At 58.1% G+C, this 20875-nt stretch carries 17 protein-coding genes; 10 read left to right on the top strand and 7 right to left on the bottom strand.

Going from position 1 to position 20875, the window contains the following annotated elements:
- Nucleotides 1-218 precede the first annotated feature (218 nt).
- Nucleotides 219-701, top strand: coding sequence for a PTS sugar transporter subunit IIB (locus GPK39_RS02490; RefSeq protein WP_215673647.1), 483 nt, complete (start codon nucleotides 219-221; stop codon nucleotides 699-701).
- 309 nt (nucleotides 702-1010) lie between these two features.
- Here GPK39_RS02490 and GPK39_RS02485 read toward each other — a convergent pair whose 3' ends face one another.
- Nucleotides 1011-2063 carry an aldose epimerase family protein gene (locus GPK39_RS02485; protein ID WP_215673646.1) on the bottom strand — a complete coding sequence of 351 codons (1053 nt, stop codon included), beginning with the start codon at nucleotides 2061-2063 and terminating at the stop codon, nucleotides 1011-1013.
- 206 nt (nucleotides 2064-2269) lie between these two features.
- Between GPK39_RS02485 and GPK39_RS02480 the strand changes: the two genes are divergently transcribed.
- On the top strand, nucleotides 2270-3034 hold the full coding sequence (locus GPK39_RS02480; protein WP_338404377.1) for a DeoR/GlpR family DNA-binding transcription regulator: 765 nt from the start codon (nucleotides 2270-2272) through the stop codon (nucleotides 3032-3034).
- Between the two features lie 107 nt (nucleotides 3035-3141).
- On the opposite strand, the gene GPK39_RS02475 is transcribed toward GPK39_RS02480, so the two are convergent.
- From GPK39_RS02475 to GPK39_RS02465, 3 genes are all read right to left on the bottom strand, one after another.
- The gene (locus GPK39_RS02475; protein ID WP_215673645.1) at nucleotides 3142-4374 is read right to left on the bottom strand and encodes a Fic family protein; all 1233 of its coding nucleotides are present in this window, start codon (nucleotides 4372-4374) and stop codon (nucleotides 3142-3144) included.
- A 367-nt stretch (nucleotides 4375-4741) separates the two neighbouring features.
- Nucleotides 4742-6163 carry a 6-phospho-beta-galactosidase gene (gene lacG / locus GPK39_RS02470; RefSeq protein ID WP_215673644.1) on the bottom strand — a complete coding sequence of 474 codons (1422 nt, stop codon included), beginning with the start codon at nucleotides 6161-6163 and terminating at the stop codon, nucleotides 4742-4744.
- A gap of 75 nt (nucleotides 6164-6238) precedes the next feature.
- Nucleotides 6239-7984, bottom strand: coding sequence for a PTS lactose transporter subunit IIBC (locus GPK39_RS02465; protein WP_215673643.1), 1746 nt, complete (start codon nucleotides 7982-7984; stop codon nucleotides 6239-6241).
- A 284-nt stretch (nucleotides 7985-8268) separates the two neighbouring features.
- Here GPK39_RS02465 and GPK39_RS02460 point away from each other — a divergent pair, with 284 nt between their 5' ends.
- Complete coding sequence (locus tag GPK39_RS02460; RefSeq protein WP_215673642.1) at nucleotides 8269-9270, top strand: LacI family DNA-binding transcriptional regulator; 1002 nt, start codon at nucleotides 8269-8271, stop codon at nucleotides 9268-9270.
- A 183-nt stretch (nucleotides 9271-9453) separates the two neighbouring features.
- Here the strand turns inward: GPK39_RS02460 and lacG (GPK39_RS02455) are convergent, their stop codons facing one another.
- Together lacG (GPK39_RS02455) and GPK39_RS02450 are read right to left on the bottom strand one after the other, a co-directional pair.
- The gene (gene lacG, locus GPK39_RS02455; protein WP_215673641.1) at nucleotides 9454-10893 is read right to left on the bottom strand and encodes a 6-phospho-beta-galactosidase; all 1440 of its coding nucleotides are present in this window, start codon (nucleotides 10891-10893) and stop codon (nucleotides 9454-9456) included.
- 66 nt (nucleotides 10894-10959) lie between these two features.
- Nucleotides 10960-12735: a lactose/cellobiose PTS transporter subunit IIB gene (locus GPK39_RS02450; RefSeq protein WP_215673640.1), complete on the bottom strand. Its 1776-nt coding sequence runs from the start codon at nucleotides 12733-12735 to the stop codon at nucleotides 10960-10962.
- A 356-nt stretch (nucleotides 12736-13091) separates the two neighbouring features.
- On the opposite strand from GPK39_RS02450, the gene GPK39_RS02445 reads away from it, so the two are divergent.
- The 7 genes from GPK39_RS02445 (at nucleotide 13092) to GPK39_RS02415 (ending at nucleotide 19260) form a co-directional block, all read left to right on the top strand.
- A complete protein-coding gene (locus tag GPK39_RS02445) occupies nucleotides 13092-14096 on the top strand; it encodes a LacI family DNA-binding transcriptional regulator (protein ID WP_215673639.1) in 1005 nt (334 codons plus the stop codon).
- 214 nt (nucleotides 14097-14310) lie between these two features.
- On the top strand, nucleotides 14311-14649 hold the full coding sequence (locus GPK39_RS02440; protein ID WP_006234827.1) for a PTS lactose/cellobiose transporter subunit IIA: 339 nt from the start codon (nucleotides 14311-14313) through the stop codon (nucleotides 14647-14649).
- Nucleotides 14650-14932: 283 nt separating this feature from the next.
- The gene (locus GPK39_RS02435) at nucleotides 14933-15946 is read left to right on the top strand and encodes a hypothetical protein (protein WP_215673638.1); all 1014 of its coding nucleotides are present in this window, start codon (nucleotides 14933-14935) and stop codon (nucleotides 15944-15946) included.
- Nucleotides 15947-16253: 307 nt separating this feature from the next.
- The gene (lacA, locus tag GPK39_RS02430) at nucleotides 16254-16682 is read left to right on the top strand and encodes a galactose-6-phosphate isomerase subunit LacA (RefSeq protein ID WP_006234830.1); all 429 of its coding nucleotides are present in this window, start codon (nucleotides 16254-16256) and stop codon (nucleotides 16680-16682) included.
- A gap of 63 nt (nucleotides 16683-16745) precedes the next feature.
- Nucleotides 16746-17270: a galactose-6-phosphate isomerase subunit LacB gene (gene lacB / locus GPK39_RS02425; RefSeq protein WP_215673637.1), complete on the top strand. Its 525-nt coding sequence runs from the start codon at nucleotides 16746-16748 to the stop codon at nucleotides 17268-17270.
- Nucleotides 17271-17389: 119 nt separating this feature from the next.
- The gene (locus tag GPK39_RS02420) at nucleotides 17390-18271 is read left to right on the top strand and encodes an aldose 1-epimerase family protein (protein WP_215673636.1); all 882 of its coding nucleotides are present in this window, start codon (nucleotides 17390-17392) and stop codon (nucleotides 18269-18271) included.
- Nucleotides 18272-18324: 53 nt separating this feature from the next.
- Nucleotides 18325-19260 carry a hexose kinase gene (locus GPK39_RS02415; protein ID WP_215673635.1) on the top strand — a complete coding sequence of 312 codons (936 nt, stop codon included), beginning with the start codon at nucleotides 18325-18327 and terminating at the stop codon, nucleotides 19258-19260.
- A gap of 272 nt (nucleotides 19261-19532) precedes the next feature.
- Here the strand turns inward: GPK39_RS02415 and GPK39_RS02410 are convergent, their stop codons facing one another.
- Nucleotides 19533-20834, bottom strand: coding sequence for an ATP-binding protein (locus tag GPK39_RS02410; RefSeq protein WP_215673634.1), 1302 nt, complete (start codon nucleotides 20832-20834; stop codon nucleotides 19533-19535).
- Nucleotides 20835-20875 lie beyond the last annotated feature (41 nt).

Raw genomic sequence — 20875 nt, 5'->3', positions numbered from 1 at the left:
ATGGCCACCGGACCCATCGAAACACATCTCCACCGTTCCTTCAACTGGGAAAATGCCGCCCCCGGGTCCCGGATGGGGCCACGGGGGCGTTCGGCTAACTGCGGGAATGGCCTATTTGCTCAATGTGTTCGGCTGAGATCGGAAATCAACCTTTAAATGCACTAATATTAGAGGCGTGATGTCTTGCTCTTACGGTTCTCAAGTAGAATGGGGCAGCGATGACTCAACCCAAGATTCTTCTCGCACGCATCGACGACCGTTTCATTTACGGACAAGACGTTGATCTGTGGAACGAAGCCGTGGGTTCCAACCTTGTCCTAATCGTCAACGATGAGATCGCGGCAGATTCGCGCCAATGGGCACCCATGAGGGTGGCGGCGCCAGAAGGCGTTTGGACGCGGTTTTTCTCGGTGCAAAGGACCATCGACGTCATTCATACCGCAACGCCTCGCCAATTGATTCTGATCATGGTGGCCTCACCCTCCGATGCGCTCGCGCTGGTTAAGGGTGGTGTGCCGATCGCCAAGATCAGCATTGGCCATATGCGGGCGGGTGAGGGCAAGCGCTCCGCAACTCCTGCCGTTGCCGTAGACAATACGGACATCGCCGCCTTCAAAGAGCTGCAAGAACTCGGCATAGAACTAGAAATCCGCTATCTCCCCAGTTCCGCCCCCGACCCCATCGAAGTCTTGCTCAATTGAACCCTTGGGGACGGAGGGAAAGGAATCATTTTACCTTCGTAGGGGGTCTGTGTGGCGCCGTCTGCCAAAACTATGCCGGTTTACTACGATGAATTGCTTATCGCCGAGCATGTCAAATTTGCGGAGAATAAAACCGCAGGTAGACGAGTTGCTAATTTTTTTATAAACCAGCGCGTGGAAGGACATCGTGGGTTCATCGTAGTAATTCGGCATAGTTTTGTTATGTCACCAATTCGGTGGCATCGAAAAAAGGATTTAGGCATGAAACAGCGCCCGTCGGCGGTGGTGCCGGCGGGCGCTGCTGTGGGCTTAGTGCCTCATAAAGTGGTATTCGATCACATTGCTGTAGGGGTGACCCGGGCCCACAATGCCCTGCGGGAACAGCGGCTGGTGCGGCGTGTCGGGGTACATCTCTGCCTCGAGGGCAAAGCCGGCGCCCCAGCCATAGTTAGCATCGTCCTTGGCGTGCTCGTCGCCCAGCCAGTTGCCGGTGTAGAGCTGCACGCCCGGGGCGGTGGTGTAGTAGTCCAGCTCGCGGCCGGTCCACATCTCCTCGACATGCAGGGCGCGACGCAGGTTGCGGCCGTACTGATAGCCATCGATGCACAGGCAGTGGTCGTAGCCGCGTGCCTGCTTAATCTGCGGGTCGTCGGCTTCCATGCCGGGCGCGACGGGGCGCAGCTCACGGAAGTCAAACGGCGTGCCCTCGACCGGAGCGATTTCACCGGTGGGGATATTCTGCTCGTTGATGGGCAGGTAGTGGGCAGCGTTAGCAACAAAGAAGTGCTCGCAGTCCATGCCGGCGTTATGGCCGGCAAGGTTAAAGTACGTGTGGTTGGTCATGGACACGTACGTGGCGCAGTCGCTCTCGCAGCCATATTCGATACGGAAACAGCCGGTACGCGTCACGGTAAACACGGCTGTAAAGGTGCGGTTGCCGGGAAGGCCCAGCTCGCCATCCTCAAGCGAGGTGGTCATGCGCACGGCATTGTGGACCTCGTCGAGCTTAACGTCCCACACGCGCTTGTGCAGGCCGTGCTCAAGATCGCTGTGCAGGTTGTTGGCGCCCTCGTTGGCGGGCATATGCCAGTCCGTGCCGGCGATGGTGATTGTGGCGCCCGCGGTGCGGTTTGCCACGGGGCCGATGGTCGCGCCAAAGCAGGCGGGGTTGTCAAAGTAATCCTCGAGCTTATCGAAGCCCAGCACCACATCGCGCACGTTGCCGGGAATGTCGGGCACGTCGACACCAAGCACGGTGGCGCCATAGTCCATAATGCGAACGCAGATCTCGGGCCCGTTGAGGGTGTAACGATGAACGGGGGTACCGCACGGTGCGGTGCCGAAAAGCTCGGAAGTGATCATTTGGTTCCTAACATCGAGGTATTTCCGACAAACTGTAGCGCGAACAGGCGAGATTATCACTACACCCCACTAAAGCAGGGGGTATTTTTCTCAAAAAAGTGATGATTGGAGCTGTGCGGGCGTTCATTTTTGACGCGCACGGGTCTGATACAATTTGTTCGTTACTGTTTGAATGATATGCGCGCAAAGAACGGCGAGGATTCATCGTGATTAAGGCAGAGCGACAGGATAAGGTTCGGCAGCTGCTCGAAGAGCAGGGCACGGTCTCGGTCAAGGAGATTTCGGATGCGCTGGGCGTCTCGGATATGACGATCCGCCGTGACCTTGAGGAACTTGCGAGCCTGGGCGAGATCGAGCGCGTGCACGGCGGAGCCCGCAGTGCACAGGGACGTCCCCACACTATGTTGCGCCACGAGTATTCGCACAGCGAAAAACGTTCCAAACATGCTGAGGAAAAGCTGCAGATCGCGCGCCGAGCCGTTGAGCTCATCGAGGAGGGCTCGACCATCTTTTTGGGTACGGGCACCACGGTTGAGCAGATGGCCTCGATGCTGCCGGCGTGCCGCCTGCGCATCGTGACTAATTCGCTTTCGGTGTTTAGCCTGCTCGAGGCGAGCGAAGACTACGAACTGTGCCTGGTGGGCGGCATGTACCGCCGCCGCACCGCCGCTTTTGTGGGGCCAACGGCCGAGGATACCTTGCGTGCGCTTGGTATCGATGCAGCGTTTATCGGCGCCAACGGCATCCTGGACGGCGACGTGTCCACGTCCAACATGGACGAGGGCCGTATCCAGCAGCTCGCCTTTAGCAAGGCCGACTCGCGCTATCTGATCGCCGACTCCAGCAAGATCGGCAAGCGCGACTTCTACACCTTCTGCCGCCTGGACAGTTTGGACGCCGTGGTGTGCGAGCCGGGTATTGCCGCCGTGGATCGTGCCGCCATCGAGGAACACACGCAGGTCATCTGCTAGCTAACGCTACAGACGATACTTCTGCCCCTGCCGGCGCAGGGGTTATCGCTTCACAATGACGCGTAAATAACTTTGGGCAACAAGGATGAGGCTATTCTGGGATATGACTAGACTCCGTATTTCGTCTTTATGTCCCTTGAGAATGAATCGTAGTCTTCATAGAGCCCCTCTCTGCTTTCATCCTCGGCGCGGTTTACACGTTCAAGAAGCTTATCCTTTGGAGCCTCTTTTGTTATTGCGGCCTCGCTGTCGGGTATTGTGGATTGCAAGAATAGTTCTAGAGCATGGACGTCTTTGAGTATGTAGCCCGTCGAACGACCCGCTCCTGTTTTTTCGATTGCGCTGCAGCTAACAAGCTGACCGAGGGTTCGTTTAACGGTAACCTCGCTGATATCGGGGCAGTTTGATCGGATGTCGGATTTCTTAATGACGCCGGGTCTCTGTTGAAATAGAACAGCGATGCGCGCTTGCTTCGACATGGGACGAGTGCTTGATTCAATTAAGGTACGCTGCTCGAGCTTTCGGTAGGCGGCCAGGGTTGTTCCGAGCATGAAACGGATAAAGGGTACTTCGGTGTTTTGATTTTCATTCCATCCAGTGGAGCTTGCAGCGAGGGCGTTGTAGTAAAGCGCTTTGTTGTCTTCAATAAGTCGTTCGATGCTGATGTAACGCGCAACGTCGTATCCAGTCTTTTCGAGCAGCAGCGTTGTAAGGAGCCGGCTCATCCTGCCATTGCCATCGTTGAAGGGATGAATGCTAACAAAATCGAAGATAAAGCGGAGCGATATAAGGAGGGGGTCGCAAACTTGGCGAGATAAAGCATCGTTGAGGGATTGGCAGGCTTCTTTAATAAGTCCCGGGGTTGCTAGAGCCGAAGGGGGCCTAAAGCGCACAAATCGATTACCTTGATCGTCAATGGAGACGATTTCGTTATCGCTATCTTTCCAATGGCCTCCATACGAGATTGCCGTGTGCGCCATGAGGTCACGATGCAACTGCAAAATGACCGATGGCGTTACGGGAATGGAATCGTGTTGCTCGTGAATAAGCGACAGCACATCTCGGTATCCAGCGATTTCTTCCTCTGCGCGGGAGCTTGGCTTGGCGGAATACGCCATGATCGCTTTGAGTCTTTTTTGGGTGGTAATAATTCCTTCAAGTCCGTTGGAGGATTGGGTGCTTTGGATCTTAGCTTCCTCCATAAGGGACGATAGAAGTTCGGGTTTGACTTGACTCAGAGCAAGCTGACGGCCTTTATGCTCGCGTATCGAGAGGAGGAGGTTGGTGATTGGAGTTGCTTCGAGTTCCGCTGGGACTGTGGCGTAATCGAACTGGCGCATGCGGCTCCTTTCGGTATCACGAACATACTTTCGATATCATAATACCATTAAATGATACCGAAAGTATGTTCGTTATACCGAAAACTAGAAACCATGTTTCATAACTGCTTGGAAAGTTTGGGTTTGACTATCTTATTGTCTTGATCTGTAACAGGTAGACGGTCAAAAGTGGTCTACATGTTACAGATTGAGATATTTCTGCTCGGGCGTTCCGTTTGTCTCGATCTGTAACATTTAAGACCGAAAATCCCTGCTAGATGTTACAGATCGAGACAAACGGCCTGCACGGGCCCACCAAAAACAAAAAGGCCGCATACGAACCCGTGGAGGGATTCGTATGCGGCCGACGGGTGGCATGCGGCGGAAACTAGGCCATAAGCAGGCCGGTCTCCGCGACGTTCTTGTACCAGTACGCGCTCGCCTTGGGATAGCGCTTCTGGGTCTCAAAGTCGATGTAGAACAGGCCGTAACGCTTGTTATAGCCGTTGGTCCAGGAGAACTGGTCCTGCAGCGACCACACAAAGTAACCGTCGACGTTTACACCGCCGTCGATTGCCTTGAGGATCCATGCGAGATGCTGGCGCATGTAGTCGATACGAGGGGCGTCGTCGATAAAGCCATCCTCGAAGTCGTCCTTATAGCCCATGCCGTTCTCGGTGATGTAGATCTTCTTGTAGTTGGGGTAATCGTTCTTAATGCGGAGCAGCAGGTCGTAGAGGCCCTCGGGATAGATGATCCAGTCCCAATCGGTGGTGGGTATGCCTTCGCGCACGCATGACTCGCCCACGCCCTTGAGGAACCAGCGCGAGGAGCCCTTGTCGCCGGTGCCATTGTGGTTGATGTCGTTTTCGCCCTCGGCGGCACGCAGGAACTGGCACTTGTAGGTGTTGACGCCCAGGCAATCGTTGTAGGGGAGCGCGGCGGTCAGCGCGGCGATGTCCTCGTCGCGGACGTCGAGCTCGCCGCCGGCGATATGAGCCAGCTTGGTCGCAGCCTCCATGGTATCGGCTGCATAGTGGCCGCGGAAGGTGGCGTCGAGTACCCAGCGGTTGTTAATGACGTCGGCCATGCGGGCGGCCTCGCAGTCGGCAGCACTGTTGGGATCGAAGGGATACTTGGGCTCCAGGTTCTGGACAATGCCGATCTCGCCCTCAAAGCCGCCCTCGTGGAAGGCGACGACGGCCTTGGCATGGGCCACCATCATGTTGTGCATAAGCTGGAAGGCCTTGTCCAGGCGATACTTCTCGCCGTGCGGCCAGTTGCCGACGATAAAGCTGCCCTCGGCGGTCGCGGGAATCTCGTTAAAGGTAAACCAGTGCTTGACCTCGGTGAACTCGGCAAAGCAGAACTTGGCGTACTCGACAAAGGCGTCGATCGTCGTGCGCGTCAGGAAGCCCTCTCCGCCGTCCTGGTAGAAGGCCTCGGGCGTGTCAAAGTGATCGAGCGTGACATAGGGGATAACGCCGGCTTTGTTGCAGGTGGCAAAAAGCTCGTGATAGAAGGCGACGCCCTCGGGGTTAATCTCGCCGGTGCCGTTGGGGAAGATACGGCTCCAAGCGATGGAGACACGGATACCGTTGATGCCGAAGCGCTGGCACAGGTCGATATCGACCGGGTACTTGTTGTAGAAATCGCTTGCGGGGTCGGGGGAGAAACGGCCCTGAGCAGCCAGGAAATCGTCCCAGGGCACTTTGCCCTTGCCGTGTGTACGGGTCTCGCCCTCAACCTGGTAAGCGGCGGTGGCGCCGCCAAACACAAAGCCGTCGGGGAACTGCATGGGGTTGGTCATGAGTCATCCTTTCTGTGGGATACGAATAGGGGGAGGTGCCCGAACTGGGGATTCGGGCACCAACAGAGGGAGGAGCTAGTCGAGGTTCTCGCGGAGCCACTTGATGGCGCCAGCGGGGTCGCGGGTAAGGTCGATATATTCCTTGCCGCGCGGAGCGAGCAGCTTAATGCCCAGGCGATCGGTGTCGGCCTTCATGTCGTTGTAGTAGCTACGGACCTGCGGGGCAAGCACGATAACGTCGTACTGATCCATGATGGCAGTGTGCTGGCCATAGGCGCCTGCGGAGGAAGCGATGTTCTCTCCGGTCTGCGCGGCACCTTCCTTGATGGCGTTGGCAAGCATGGCGGAGGTGCCGGCGCCAGCGCACAGGACGAGGACCTTCAGGCCATCGACGTCCTTCTTGGCGGATGCATCGGCGGCAGGCTCGGGCTGTTCGGCGGCAGGCTTGCTGTCGGCGGCAGCGGCGGTCGGCTCGATGACGGGCGCAGGGGTGCTGGCAGCACCATCGGACTCGAGACCCAGCTCGGCGGCGCGCTCGGCCTCCTGGTCGCAGAGCAGCTTATCGTATGCCTTCAAGAACGGCAGGTAGATGATGGCATCCAGCAAGATGATGATCGCGACAAATACCAGGGCAATAAGCTGGAAGTTCGTGGTGATGAAAATGCCGATGGGGGCGGGGGTGGCCCAAGGCACCACGAAGGAGAAGCCGTTCATGCCCACGTTATCGATAAAGAACTTGGCAACACTCACGTTGACGCAGCCGGCGGCAACAAAGGGGATGAGCATGTAGGGGTTAAGGATCATCGGCGCGCCAAAGAGCAGCGGCTCGTTGACAGCAAAGGCAACAGGAACAATCGAGGCCTTACCGACGGCTTTGAGCTGCTTGGACTTCATAAAGAGAATCAGCAGAAGCGGCACGATGAACGTGGCGCCAGTGCCGCCGAACTCACCCACGAGCGACATGTTAAAGGTGAGGGAGTGGGCGGGGTGGCCACCGGCCAGCAGAACCTGCAGGTTCTCGGCCTGGTTGGCAAGACGGATGGGGTCGATGCCCGGCTGGACGATCGAAGGGCCGTGGACGCCGATGAACCAGAAGAACGCGGTGGCTGCCTGGATAAGGATAAGGCCAGGATAGGTTTCTGCAGCGGTAAAGAGCGGGGAGAGCAGTTTGATAAGCAGCTCGGAGAACGGAACGCCCATGAGGTTGCGCACGACGACATCGATGATGCCGCAGATGATGACGGCGCCGCCAAAGGGGATGATGTCGCGGAAGTTCTGAGCGATGGCGCCCGGAACTTCCTTGGGCAGCTTAATGGTCAGATCGCGCGAGACGCAGAATTTATAGACCCATACGGTAATGAACGCGGCGATATAGGCCGAGAACAGACCGCGCGTGCCCATGCTGGTGCAATCGAAGACCGAAAGCTCGGAGCCGTTGAACTTGGTGCTGAACTGCGTGACTGCGAGCAGCAGCATGCTGCACTGGGCAGCAACCATAGTGGAACCGTCGTTGAGCACTTTGCCGGCGGGCATACGACGGTTCATGGATGCCGTGAAGTTCTTGGCGGTGGTGCCGGCAACCATGATGCCCATGACGCCCATGGTGAAGTTGTACAGCTTGTTGCACCAGTCGAGGAGCGGCTGGGGCAGCGCGATGCCGACCACGCCGGGAAGCGTGGCGATCAGCAGAAAGATCGAAGAGGTGAGGACGATGGGCATGCACCCAAGGAATCCGTCCTTGATGGCCTGGAGGTAGATGTTTCTCGAGATCTTCTCAAAGAACGGTTGATGCTTTTCGAGCATCTTTACGATGGCGTCCATAAAGCTCCTTTGCTACTTGATGCGCGATGCATGTGGATGGAACTGGTCGTCGATGGATGGTCAGGACTGCCCGGAAGCCTTCCTGCTTAAGGAAGGCATTGCGAAATGACAACGTTGTCATTTCGTTAATGACAACGTAAGACATTTTTGGAAGAGCAACAAGGATATACGGGTGAGCGGTCGATATTGCCCGGTAAACGGTTGATTTATCAGTCAGGCAGGTAGTGTATGCTAGAACACAAAAAACAAGCGATAGAGAACCGAGTGGAGAAGCAGTGACAACGATGGACAAGAAAAACGTCTCGATGAACGATGTGGCGATTGCCGCGGGTGTTTCTCTCAAGACGGTTTCGCGTGTGATCAACGAGCCCAATAGCGTGCGAGAGTCGACACGCGATAAGGTCCATTCGGCAATGGAGGCGCTCGGATTTCGAACCAACTTTGCCGCGCGTTCGCTCAAGTTGGGCCGTTACGGGTGCATCGGCGTCGTGCTGTTTCACTTGTCGGGCGGTGCCGTGGACATGATTGACGGTATCGCCGATGCCGCCGAAGAACGCGGCTTTGCGCTCACGATGATTAAGAAGTGCGCAGGGGAGAACATGACCCTTGCCGATGCGGCGCGCAGGATGTCGCAGCTTCCCGTTGACGGCATGATCTTCAACCTGCGTCAGATGGTCGATGACTTTGATACCTTTGAGGCGCCGAAAGACCTCAAGACGGTGATTATTACGCCGATGAAGCATCCTGCCTGCTCCACCGTCAGTGACGACCAAGAGGGCGGCGCGCGCATGGCGTGCGAGTACTTCTTGAACCACGGGCATAAAAACGTGTACTTCGTCTCTGGTAAGAAAGAGTCGTTGTCGAGCCAGTGCCGTATGAAAGGTTGGCGTGCGGCACTCGAGGCGCGTGGCATTGAGCCGCCCGAGCCTCTGCAAGGCGATTGGAATGCGGATAGTGGCTATGCCGCGGGCCTTGTGCTTGCCGATAAGCCCGATTGCACGGCGGTCCTCGCTGCTAACGACTGCATGGCAAACGGCGTGATGATGGCTCTGCGTGACAAAGGGCTCAGTGTGCCCAATGATGTGTCCGTGATCGGCTTCGACGATGAGCTCTATAAGACGATTCCCAACTCGATTCTGACGTCGGTGAAGTTTCGCCACCGCGAGCTGGGCGTCCGTGCGCTCAACGAGGTCGTCGCGGGTCTGGAAACCCCGAGCTCCAGAAGCCGTACGCTCGTCTCGGGCGTGTTGGTCGAACGTTCCAGCGTGAAGGACCTGCGGGCGTAGACGTGCTCGGCCTGTTCGTCTCGATCGGTAACAGGTAGGACCGAAAAACTCGGCTAGATGTTCCAGATCGAGACAAACGGCTTCCGACCTGCACAAAAAGGCCGGGGGCGGCGCGCCGTGTGACGTGCCGCCCCCGGCTGAGAAATGGGGACAGGCTATGTGAGCGGGCAACCCCGTCAGTCACTAGTCCAGACGACGGGTCTGCGCCACGTGCTTGTACCAGTAGGCGCTTGCCTTGGGCGTGCGCTTCTGGGTTTCAAAGTCAACGTAGAAGAAGCCGTAACGCTTGTTGTAGCCGTTGGTCCAGGAAAACTGGTCCTGCAGGCTCCATAGGAAGTAACCGCCCACGTTGACGCCGACTTCCATGGCCTTGAGCAGCCATCGCAGGTGCTGCTCGATGTAGTCGATGCGCGGCTGGTCGTCCACAAAGCCGTCTTTGTAGGGGTCCTTGTAGCCCATGCCGTTTTCGGTGATGAAGATCTGCTTGTAGTTGGGGTAGCGCTGCTTAATGTAGACGAGCAGATCGAACAGGCCCTCGGGATAGATGATCCAGTCCCAGTCGGTGGTGGGGATGCCGGGCTTGTTCACGTGCTCGCCAATGCCCTTGACGCGCCAGCGGCCGGTGCCCTTCTCGCCCGTACCGTTGTGGTGCAGGTCGTTCTCGCCATCGTAGGCCTTCAAGAAGCGGCACTGGTAGTTGTTAACGCCCAGGTAGTCGTTGTAGAGCGCGGCCTCGCGCATGATTTCCAGATCCTCGTCTAGGATCTCGATGGTGCCGCCCGAGATGGCTGCCAGGCGGTTAGCGCACTCGAGCGTATCGGGCGCATAGTCGCCGCGGAAGGTGGCGTCGAGCAAAAACTGGTTCTGCAGCACGTGCTCATTGTTGGCGGCTTTGATGTCGGCGGGGTCGTTCTCGTTGAGCGGGTACTTAAACTCCAACGACTGAATGACGCCGATCTTGCCCTTAAAGCCGCCGTTGTGGAAGGCCAGCACGGCCTTGGCGTGGGCGAGCATCATGTTGTGCTCGCACTGGAAAGCCTCGGCCAGATGCGCCTTGACGCCGCCGGGGAAGGTGCCCTCGATGTAGGTGTTGGAGGCATCGGCCCAAATCTCGTTAAAGGTGAACCAGTAGGTCACCTGGTCGGCGTACTCCTTAAAACAAAAGGTGGCAAAGTCCACAAAGGCATCGATGGTCTCGCGGTTGAGGAAGTCGCCCTTCTCAAAGAGGGCAAGCGGCGTGTCGAAGTGATGCAGCGTGACAAACGGCTCAACGTGGTGCTTGTGGCACTCGGCGAAGAGATCGTGGTAGAACTGCACGCCCTCGGGGTTGATCTCGCCGGTACCGTTGGGGAAGATGCGGCTCCAGGCGATGGAGAGGCGAATGCCATTGATGCCGAACTCCTCGCACAGCTCCAGATCGACGGGGTACTGGTTGTAGAAGTCCGAAGCGGGATCGGGGGAAAAGCGCCCCTGGGCCTCCAAGAAGTCGTCCCAGGCGACTTTGCCCTTACCGTGGGTGCGGGTCTCGCCCTCTACCTGGTAAGCAGCGGTAGCGCCGCCAAAGACAAAGTCCTCGGGAAACTGCGCAGGCGGGTTGGTGACGCTAGCAGGGTTAACGGACATGATGATCCAATCGTCTAAATCGAAGGGCCAGCCGGTCTTGGATGGTCGGCTGGCCCTGAGCGTTACTTACTTCGAGAGTTGCTCGCTTACGAAGGCGAGAGACTTATCGCCGTTCTGGGAAAGCTCGATGTACTGCTTACCGCGGCAGGCGACGCACTTGTTGCCCACGCGCTCGCAGTCCTTCTGCAGGTCGGCCAGGTAGCTTGCGGCCTGCGGGGCCAGGACGACCAGGTCAAAGTCGGGGAGCATGTCGACGTGGTTACCATATGCCTCGGCAGCGGTTTCAAGATTGATGCCGCGCTCCTTGGCGGCCTTGGCCAGCGCGTTGGCGAGCAGGCCCGAGGTTCCGCCACCCTGGCAGAGCACGAGTACGCGTTTGCCGTTGAGGTCGCTGGCGGTCGTTGCCTCAGTGGCGACAGCGGCGGGAGCGGCGGGGGCGCCGGCCTTCACGGCCTCGGCAGCAGCGCCGGCGGCAACGCTCTTGGCGTCAGCCTTGCCCTGGAAGGCATCGTTGAGCTTGGCGGCCTTCTCGGCGTTCTTGGCGGCGAGCTCCTCCTGGGAAATCTCGGCCTCCTCGGCGCACTTCTGGGCGTCGTAGGCACGGAAGAACGGGTAGTACAGAACGAAGTCGACGACCAGGATAAGGGCGAGCATCACAAAGGCGAGCGGCTGGAAGCCCAGGCCCATGATGGTGCCGATGGGGCCGGGGACGGTCCAGGGCAGGGTGTACATAAAGCCGTTCATGCCCAAGAAGTCGATAAAGATCTTGAGGATCCAGATGTTGGCGATCGGGGCAAAGACAAACGGGACAAAGAAGACGGGGTTGAGCACGATGGGCGCGGCGAACAGTAGCGGCTCGTTGACGGCAAAGCACACGGGGACGATGGCGGCCTTACCGACAGCGCGCATCTCCTGGGACTTGGCCAGGAAGCAGAACATAAAGACCAGGACGAGTGTGGCGCCGGTGCCGCCCATGCAGACGACGAAGTACTGGGCGCCCTGCGTCAGAACAGCGGAGGCGTGCTCGCCGGCCTGGAATGCAGCCAGGTTGTCGGTCATGTTGGCAACGAGGGCGGCGGCGATGGCAGGCTCGACGATCGAGGGGCCGTGGACGCCGACGAACCAGAACAGGCTCATGGCGCCGTAAATCACAGCAAGGCCGATGTAGCCGTCGGCAGCGGTGAACAGGGGCTGGAACACCTGGATGACGCCCTGGGCAAAGCAGATGCCAAAGGCAGCGCGGAAGACGATGTCAAAGACCCAAAAGACGGTGATGCAGACAGAGAAGGGGATGATGTCCTTAAAGGTCTGCGAGATGTTGGGCGGAACCTGCTCGGGCATCTTGACGGTGATGTTGCGCTTGATAAAGAACTTGTAGATGATGCCGGTCACAAACGCAGCGATGAAGGCGGTTAGCAGGCCCTTGGAACCAAGATAGGTGGTGTTGAAGCCGCTGGCGGCGTCCGTGGCGATGGTGTCGCTCGAAAGGAGCAAGAAGCCGATGATGGCCGCGCACATGCACGAGATGAAGTTGATCTGGTTGTTCTTGGGCAGGTCACGGTTCTGGGCGTCGGCGAAGTGCTTGGCAGTAGTGGCGGCACAGGCGATGGCCAGGATGCCCATGGAGTAGTTGTAGCACTTCCACAGGGCGTTGTTGATGTCATCGGGCCAATAGAAACCCCAGATGTTGGGGACCGAGGCTACCAGGCAGAAGATGGACGAGAAGATGATGATGGGGATGACGGAGATAAAGCCGTCGCGGATCGCCTTGAGGTACTTGTTGCGGGCGATCGCGTTGAAAAAGGGCTGGCCCTTTTCGATGATGGCGATGAGTTGCTCCATGCAATGCTCCTAAGAGTCGGTGGGTTAGCAACGATGGTAGCTTTTGGCGTTCGGTTGCCAAAATGTTGACGTTGCCATTTTGCGACACAAAAAAAGACGCGAATCAGTGGTTCCTGTGCCTGCGAACCATCGATTCCTTAGGCGTAAACGTTTGAGCCGCCCGGTGGCTCTGTGTTTGCGCAATGGCAACGTTAACATTTGCGCGACAAAAGCCGTTCGGCGAAGCAAGATTGTCGGTGAACGGTAGGTTTTGGGTGGTAAACGTATTGTGGGGGAGGTGTTGGATATACTTGAAGGCGTTCATTTGACTGCGTAGGGTGCCGCCAATGGCATCGTTGACATAGAAAGATCGACCTATGGCCGCTGTTAAAAAATCGGTTTCCGTTAAGGACGTGGCGCGTCTCGCGGGCGTCTCGGAGCAGACGGTCTCGCGTACGGTGCACGATTCGCCCAGCGTGCGCCCCGAGACCAAGGAGCGCGTGCGTGCCGCCATGCGCGAGCTGGGGTATCGTCCCAATTTTGCCGGTCGATCGCTGCGCCGCGGCAAGTTTAAGACCGTCGGTGTCGCCATGTTCAACATTACCGGCACCGGCAACCTCGACCGTATGGAGGGCTTTGCCGCCGCGGCCGACAAACATGGCTATGCCATCACCCTCACTAAAGTAGATGGGCATCCGTATACCCTCGAGAGCGCATCGTCGCGCATGAGCGCGCTGCCGGTAGACGGCATGGTCGTGATCATGAATCGCATGCCGGCGGACTTTGGCACCTTCGAGCCGCTGCCCGGCATGCAGACGGTGCTCGTTACGATGCTGGAGCATCCGCTCTGTTCAACGGTCGATAACGACCAGTTCGATTGCTCGCGCCAGGTGGTCGAGTACTTGCTGGGGCGGGGGCACAAAACCGTGCACTTTATCTCGTGTCCCGAGCGCTCGCTTTCGGGCATGCGGCGCGAGGAAGGCTGGCGCGAGACATTGCGCGCGCATGGAATTGAGCCGCCGCGACTCGTCCGTGGGGATTGGACGGCACAGAGCGGATATGCTGCCGGTCAGGCTCTGGCGGAAGATCCGACCTGTACGGCCATTTATGCTTCCAACGATGCCATGGCATACGGCTGCATTCGCGGGCTCGAGTCGTGCGGAAGGCGTGTGCCCGAGGACGTGAGCGTGGTGGGTGTTGATGACAGCCTGGGCGATATCGTGCCCGATTGCCGCCTGACCACGGTGCGCTTTGACAACAAGCGCGTCGGCATGTGGGCGGTCGACAAGATTGCCGGCGCCGATGGGGGTGCGTCTGGCGTGGAGCACATGCTGATCCCCGGTGTGCTTGTAGAGGGCGATACGGTGCGCGATTTGCGTTAGGGTGCGGCCCTGTTTGGGTTGTCGCTAATTGTGTTCGATATTGTTCAGATTGGTTTAAAAACCGTTCACGGGCGAAAAGTGACCGTTCATAGTTCGAAATTACGTTTTGAGCTGTTCTTTTTTGTTTGAATGTTATTGTTTCTGTCATACACAACGCAGCGCGTATGCCCGGACGCGATGCTCTCCATTGGTTCATATGTGAAAGGAACGCAACATGGCAACCAAAGAAGAAATCTCGATGGTTGGATTCGAGATTGTCGCATACGCAGGTGACGCCCAGACCGATCTGCTTGCAGCGCTCGATGCTGCTCGCGAGGGTGACTTTGAGAAGGCCGAGCAGCTGCACAAGGATGCCAGCGATGCGCTCATCGGTGCCCACGACACGCAGACCAAGCTGCTTTCGCAGGAGGCCGGCGGTGGCGAGATGGAGATGACCTTCATCATGGCTCACGCTCAGGACACTCTCATGACCACTATGATTCTGGAGAAGCAGACACGCTTTACCATCGATGCCTACAAGCGCATCGCCGAGCTCGAGGCCAAGCTCGCCTAACGAGCCCTCACAACCAAGTCCCCTTCCAAAAGCCCTGCCGCTACCCGCGGCAGGGCTTTTTCTGTCCTCCTCCAAGTTGCGGTGAAATGGGGACTGAATAGGGGCCGACGGGCGCAAAACAATCCCTATTCCACCGCAACTCATCCCGAGACAGTCATTGGGTGTTCTTAAACGACTAGTCGTTGGGGGCAGTCTTGGAGCTTCTGCACGCCCTTCCGTTCGGTTTTTCGATGGGTGGGTATACTTCCATCCGCAATGCAGGCCGGAATGAGGAGGTGTCCAAATGCCGGACAACGGATTGATTCAAAAGACAGATGCGCACGAGATGGCTCATGGGCGTCCTGTCCAGATAACCGAGCATACGACGGTAACCGAGCTGCAGCCCAGCCTGTCCGATGTCGTGTGCGCAAACAAAAAGCTGCAGATTGGCTTTATCGTTGCGCTCGTGGTACTGGCGCTGTTGTCGGGCTTTGTAGCTCGTCCGCATTTTGCCGATACCAAGACTTGGGACTCCACCATCGAGGTCATCGATCAAAAGAAGGGCAATGTTTTGGCGCTCACAACCTCGTGCGTCGCCCTATCTGCGGGTATCACTGCGCTGCCGGGCGATACGGGAACGCCAGTTGCCGAGCAGCTCGCGCAGCTTTCGGGAAACTTGGGTATCGTGCTTGCCGTGCTCTACCTCGAAAAATATCTGCTGACCATTTTATGGTCGGTCGGGCTGGGCATCCTGATTCCGTTCTCGCTCGTACTCTTCGCGGTGTCGCTTGGCATTCACGGACGCTGGAGCACGAGCGCGGTCATTCGCCGCGTGGCAACGCGTGTGCTGGTGGTCGCCATAATTGGCATGGCGTTGGTGCCTGCAAGCGTTTGGGTGTCGCAGAAGGTCGACGAAACGTATCACGTTAGCATCGAGGCGGCCGAGCAAAAGGCGGCCGACGCTGCGAGTGCGGCAAATAGCGATAGCTCCAAAGCAAGCAAGAAAAATACTGGGTCCACAGAGTCCAAGAACGTGCTTGAGCAGCTTGCCGACGGCGCCTCGGGTCTCGTCACGTCGGTGACCAGCGGCGCCAAGCAGATGACCGATGAAATTGTGCAGCAGGTGACCGACCTTATCGAAGGCGTCATCGTGATGATCGTGACCTCGTGCGTGATTCCATTGCTGGTGCTCGCGGCGTTTTTGTGGCTGGGGCACACCCTGCTGGGGATTGATATCTCCGGTCCCGCGAACTATTTGACGGGCCGCTTCCTGAGTGCTCCGTCCAAGCATACCAAGAAGGGCGGGCAGTCCGAGTAACTAAAACAGCTGTATATACCGGGGCATACTGCCGAAGGGCGGCCGAGACACGTTCTCGGCCGCCCTTTTGTTTGTTGAATACGCGGTCGCTACGTCCGCGCCGGGTCCAGACGGTCGGCAATCATTCGTGAACGGTATTTGTTCAAAAAAGAACAAAGATAAACAAATTATTGTTGCAGTCGGTGTTCGAATGTGTTCAAATAAACACGAACAGTGAAGAACCGCACATTCAGATGCCCGGACCTGAACGCGATTCAACACTTCCAAACAGAAACTACGCACCTGCGTATCTCTCAAGGAGGATGTCATGAGGGTTGTAATCGCTTCCGATGCCGACGGTATGTCGATGAAGGAGTCCATCAAGGAGATGCTCATCGCCGACGGTCACGAGGTCGTCGACTATTCCGAGACCCCTGCCGCGGACTTTGTCGATTCCGCGACCGCCGTTGCCAAGGACCTGCTGGAGCACAAGGATTCCCAGGGCTTTGCATTCGATAAGTACGGCGTCGGCTCCTATATGGCCGCCGTCAAGATCAAGGGCATGGTCGTCGCCAACATTTCCGACGAGCGTTCCGCCTACATGACCCGCGAGCACAACGGCTCGCGCATGGTCACCATGGGCCCGGGCGTTGTGGGCACCGAGGTCGCCAAGAAGATCGCCCGCGAGTTCCTGCGTGCCCAGTACGCCGGCGGCCGTCACCAGATCCGTGTCGACATGCTCAACAAGATGGCCTAACGAGAGCCACCGAGAACTCGAACTTCTACCTCAACTTGTGAATTCAGACGAAAGGACGTTCTGATGAAGAAGACCATCGCAATCGGTTGCGACCATATCGTTACGGACGAGAAGATCTATCTGGCCGACCGCCTGGAGCAGGCTGGCTACAAGGTGCTCGACTGCGGCACCTACAGCCACACCCGTACGCACTATCCCATCTATGGCAAGGCCGTGGGCGAGGCTGTTGCCAGCGGCAAGGCCGACTTTGGCGTGGCCCTGTGCGGCACCGGCATCGGCATCACCAACGCCGTCAACAAGGTTCCCGGCGCCCGCTGCGCCCTGGTCCGCGACATGACCTCTGCCCTGTATGCCCGTCGCGAGCTCAACGCCAACATCGTGGGCTTTGGTGGCAAGATCACCGGCGAGTTCCTGATGGCCGATATCATGCTTGCCTTCCTGGAGGAGCCCTACGAGAAGACTCCCGAGCACGACGCCCTGATCGCCAAGATCGACGCCTGCAATAAGGCCGACGCCGAGGCTCAGGCTGACCCGCACCTCTTTGACGAGTTCCTCGAGAAGTGGGACCGCGGCGAGTACCACGACTAGCGGGTATCCGGCGTAATTAACTAGTCCGTTGACGGCTCGCGTTTCTGTGAGGGGGCGCGGGCCGGTTTTCTATCAGCCCTATTGACTTGGCGGGCTGTCGTAAGAAAGGGAAGGCTCCTATGGAGTTTGTTCTTGATAACGGTTCTATCCGCGTAGCACTGAGCACGGCGGGCGGCTCGTTCACCTCAATTGTGGCCGACGGTCGCGAGTATCTGTGGCAGGGCGATCCGGCGGTGTGGTCGGGCCAGGCACCTATTTGCTTCCCGATCTGCGGCGGTCTTCGTGACGGTCGCGCAATGACCATGGGCGGCCGCGAGGTAAAGCTCGCCCGCCACGGCTTTGCGCGCAAACAGGAGTGGAAGCTCGAGGAACAGAGCGACAACATGGTTGCGCTGAGCCTAAGCTCTACCGACCATGCCGAGTTGCTCGAGCAGTACCCGTATCCGTTTAAGATCGTTACTCGTTACACGATCGATTCGGAAAAGGTGGCCGTGTCGTACGAGGTGACCAATGAGGGCACCGAGGACATGCCGTTCTTTGTGGGCGGTCACCCCGGCTTTAAGTGCCCGCTCGACGAGGGCGAGTCCTATGACGACTACGAGCTTCGTTTTGAGCAGCGTGAGGCCACCGACCTCTGCACTGCCGTTCCCTCGACGGGCCTGATTGATGTTGAGCATCGCAGCAAGAACCCCATGATCGGCCAGAACCTGCCGCTTACCCATGAACTCTTTGACTTCGCGGAGACCATCTTCGACGTGCTCGAGAGCCGCGTGGTTACGCTGACCAAGAAAACCGAGGACAAGGGCGTGCGCCTGACGTTCCCCGATATGCCGTACCTGATTGTGTGGAGCAAGCCCGAGGGCGACTTTGTGGCTGTTGAACCGTGGGGTGGTCTGTCCACCTGCTCCGACGAGGACGATATCCTGGAGCACAAGCGCGGCTGCCTGGTGGCCAAGCCGGGAGAGACCGTCACCCGCGGCTTTGAGATCGAGATCCTTTAACGAGTTATCGTATGTTTGGGGCGGGTTATGCCGCCCCGGAACAGGAGTTCAACATGATTCTGACCGTTACCATGAACCCGTCGATTGATACGCGCTATCAGCTCGACAAGCTGATCATCGACGATGTTAACCGTGTGACGCCCGAAAAGACCGCTGGCGGCAAGGGCCTCAATGTGAGCCGTGTGCTGCTGCAGTTGGGCGACGATGTGCTCGCGACCGGTCTGCTCGGCGGCCACATGGGTGCCTATATGGCCGAGCTTATGGATGCCGACGGCGTCAAGAACGACTTTGTGCCCATCGCCGGTGAGACGCGTATTTGCCTGAATATTCTGCACGAGGGTAATCAGACCGAGCTGCTGGAGAGCGGCCCGCAGATCGCCCCAGCCGAGCTCGAGGCCTTTACGGTCAAGTTCGCCGAGCTTGCAGCGAAGGCGGACGTTGTGACGCTTTCGGGCTCGCTGCCGCGTGGCGTCGATGCCGGCTACTATGCCGAGCTCGTCAAGATAGCCGAGGAGGCGGGCGCCAAGGTGCTGCTCGACACCTCGGGCGCATCGCTGGAGGCCGCGCTGGAGTCCGACGCTAAGCCTGAGCTCGTAAAGCCCAACCTGACCGAGATTAACGGCCTGCTGGGTACGTCCTTTACGACCGATGATGTCGATGCTCTGCGCGAGGCGCTTGCCGCCGATGGCCGCTTTGCCGGTATCCCCTGGGTTGTCGTATCGATGGGCGCTGCCGGTTCGGTGGGCTTCCATGAGGGTCGCGCGTTCCGCGCCAAGACGCCCGCGATTGCGGCTGTGAACGCGACGGGTTCGGGCGACTCGACCATCGCCGGCTTTGCGCATGCCATTGCTGCTGGTGCCGACGATGTCACGGTGCTCAAGACCGCCAATGCCTGTGGCAAGCTCAACGCCATGGATCCTAAGACCGGTCACCTGGTCATGGACCGCTGGGATGAGATCTTCAACAACGTTGAAGTAACGGAGCTTTAGAGTTACGGCGTCGAGTTACGGCGTTTTACCAAACGCCGTAACCTACCGACGCCGCGCGGGCCGCATTTGGACAATCTGACGTTCAACTTCAAGGGCGCGACCAGAAGGTCAGCGCCCTTTCGTTTCACGTCACCTTGTCTCAAATGCGGCCCGCCCGCTCTGTCGTTTCCAAGACATCGGCGTTGCCTTGCTTCGGGAATGCGGCAGATAGGGACGTTCCTTTTCTGCCGGCAGTTTGGGACACTCCTTACGGGACACCCCCTCCACAGCGCCTATGCCAGCTTGTCGATTTGCCCAATCTCCCAGAGCGGAATGTTGACGAGCGTGCCCTCGTCTCTATATGCCGCTAACGATGTTCTCACGCAGCGCTCGAGCTTGAACTTCTCGCAGGCAATCCTCAGGCTCTTTGCTTTGAGGTTCTCTGCCGCCTTGACCTCGAGCGGAAGCACGGTCCCCGCATGGTCGATGGCAAAGTCAGTCTCTGCATTGCCGGAGGAGGATGACCAATACGCGGGAGTTTTGCCTTGGAGCAAAAGCTCCTGTGCGACGTATTGCTCGGTCAGCGAGCCTTTGAACTCCGTAAAAACAGCGGGCCCGTTCAGAACAATGGCTGGCGAGAGGCCGGAGAGTGCTCCGAGGATGCCGGTGTCGTTGCAGAACAGCTTGAAGCCCGAGAGATCCTCGTAGCTTGTGAGCGGTGCTCTTAGGGCGGAAACACGTGGTACCTTATGAACGATTCCATAGTCCATGAGCCACTGGAGGCTTTCCTCAAAATCGCGTGCGCGCGCCCCGGGACGAAGCGCGCCGTAGACGAACTTCTTGTTTTCCTTTGCGAGCTGGCCGGGAAGGGATTTCCAAACCAGCCTCATGCGCTCGACGATGCGGGCTGGCGCATGCTTGCCAAAATCGGATTCATAAGCTTCGATGATTTGCTGCTGAAGCCTGCGGGCCTCGATGAAATCGTGGGAGGCGGCGAAAGCGGAGACAACTTCTGGCATGCCACCGACAACGAGGTATTCCTTGAGCAGGCGCTCGAGCTTTTCGGAAACATTCGCCAGCAGGTCCATGTCTGCGGCAAGGATGGCATCTGCGAGCGGATCGCCATCGACGGCACGAACGAACTCGACAAACCCCATGGGGCGCATGGTAAGCTGGTCGATCTTGCCGACGGGGAACGACTCGTTTTCGCGTCGGAGCGCGAGCCCCATATAGGAGCCGGCTGCCATGATATGGTATTCCGGCGCCAGCTCGTTGAAGTATTTGAGCGAGGTGATGCCACGCGGTGCCTCTTGGATTTCGTCGAAGATGATGAGCGTGTCTGTCGGCGTTATGGTCTGGCCGCGCAGGAGCTCTATCTGGGAGATGATGCGTTTGGGGTCAAGGCTTCCGTCGAACAGCGAACGTGCGCCCGGTTCGAGCATAAAGTCAAAACGGATGACGTTTTGATACTGCTGGCCTGCGAATTCGTTGAGAAGCCAGGTTTTTCCCGTCTGGCGGGCCCCCTTAAGCAGGAGGGGCTTGCGGTTTGCCCTAGATTTCCAAGCGATGAGTTCGTCCATTAGCTGTCGCTGCATACTGCCCCCTAACGATCATGGTTAGTATAAGACCGTCTTGG

Origin of the sequence: Collinsella aerofaciens, assembly GCF_018785245.1 — a bacterium.
Lineage (GTDB): Bacteria > Actinomycetota > Coriobacteriia > Coriobacteriales > Coriobacteriaceae > Collinsella > Collinsella aerofaciens_AD.
Note: the sequence above shows the minus strand (reverse complement) of the source record. Positions and strands in the feature narration are given on the sequence as shown.

Coding starts and splice junctions, on each gene's coding strand:
- GPK39_RS02450 (WP_215673640.1), bottom strand. CDS start 12,735: ATGGAGCAACTCATCGCCATCATCGAAAAGGGCCAGCCCTTTTTCAAC.
- GPK39_RS02435 (WP_215673638.1), top strand. CDS start 14,933: ATGCCGGACAACGGATTGATTCAAAAGACAGATGCGCACGAGATGGCT.
- GPK39_RS02465 (WP_215673643.1), bottom strand. CDS start 7,984: ATGGACGCCATCGTAAAGATGCTCGAAAAGCATCAACCGTTCTTTGAG.
- GPK39_RS02460 (WP_215673642.1), top strand. CDS start 8,269: ATGGACAAGAAAAACGTCTCGATGAACGATGTGGCGATTGCCGCGGGT.
- GPK39_RS02475 (WP_215673645.1), bottom strand. CDS start 4,374: ATGCGCCAGTTCGATTACGCCACAGTCCCAGCGGAACTCGAAGCAACT.
- lacB (WP_215673637.1), top strand. CDS start 16,746: ATGAAGAAGACCATCGCAATCGGTTGCGACCATATCGTTACGGACGAG.
- GPK39_RS02490 (WP_215673647.1), top strand. CDS start 219: ATGACTCAACCCAAGATTCTTCTCGCACGCATCGACGACCGTTTCATT.
- lacA (WP_006234830.1), top strand. CDS start 16,254: ATGAGGGTTGTAATCGCTTCCGATGCCGACGGTATGTCGATGAAGGAG.
- GPK39_RS02485 (WP_215673646.1), bottom strand. CDS start 2,063: ATGATCACTTCCGAGCTTTTCGGCACCGCACCGTGCGGTACCCCCGTT.
- GPK39_RS02410 (WP_215673634.1), bottom strand. CDS start 20,834: ATGCAGCGACAGCTAATGGACGAACTCATCGCTTGGAAATCTAGGGCA.
- lacG (WP_215673641.1), bottom strand. CDS start 10,893: ATGTCCGTTAACCCTGCTAGCGTCACCAACCCGCCTGCGCAGTTTCCC.
- GPK39_RS02445 (WP_215673639.1), top strand. CDS start 13,092: ATGGCCGCTGTTAAAAAATCGGTTTCCGTTAAGGACGTGGCGCGTCTC.
- GPK39_RS02440 (WP_006234827.1), top strand. CDS start 14,311: ATGGCAACCAAAGAAGAAATCTCGATGGTTGGATTCGAGATTGTCGCA.
- lacG (WP_215673644.1), bottom strand. CDS start 6,163: ATGACCAACCCCATGCAGTTCCCCGACGGCTTTGTGTTTGGCGGCGCC.
- GPK39_RS02415 (WP_215673635.1), top strand. CDS start 18,325: ATGATTCTGACCGTTACCATGAACCCGTCGATTGATACGCGCTATCAG.
- GPK39_RS02420 (WP_215673636.1), top strand. CDS start 17,390: ATGGAGTTTGTTCTTGATAACGGTTCTATCCGCGTAGCACTGAGCACG.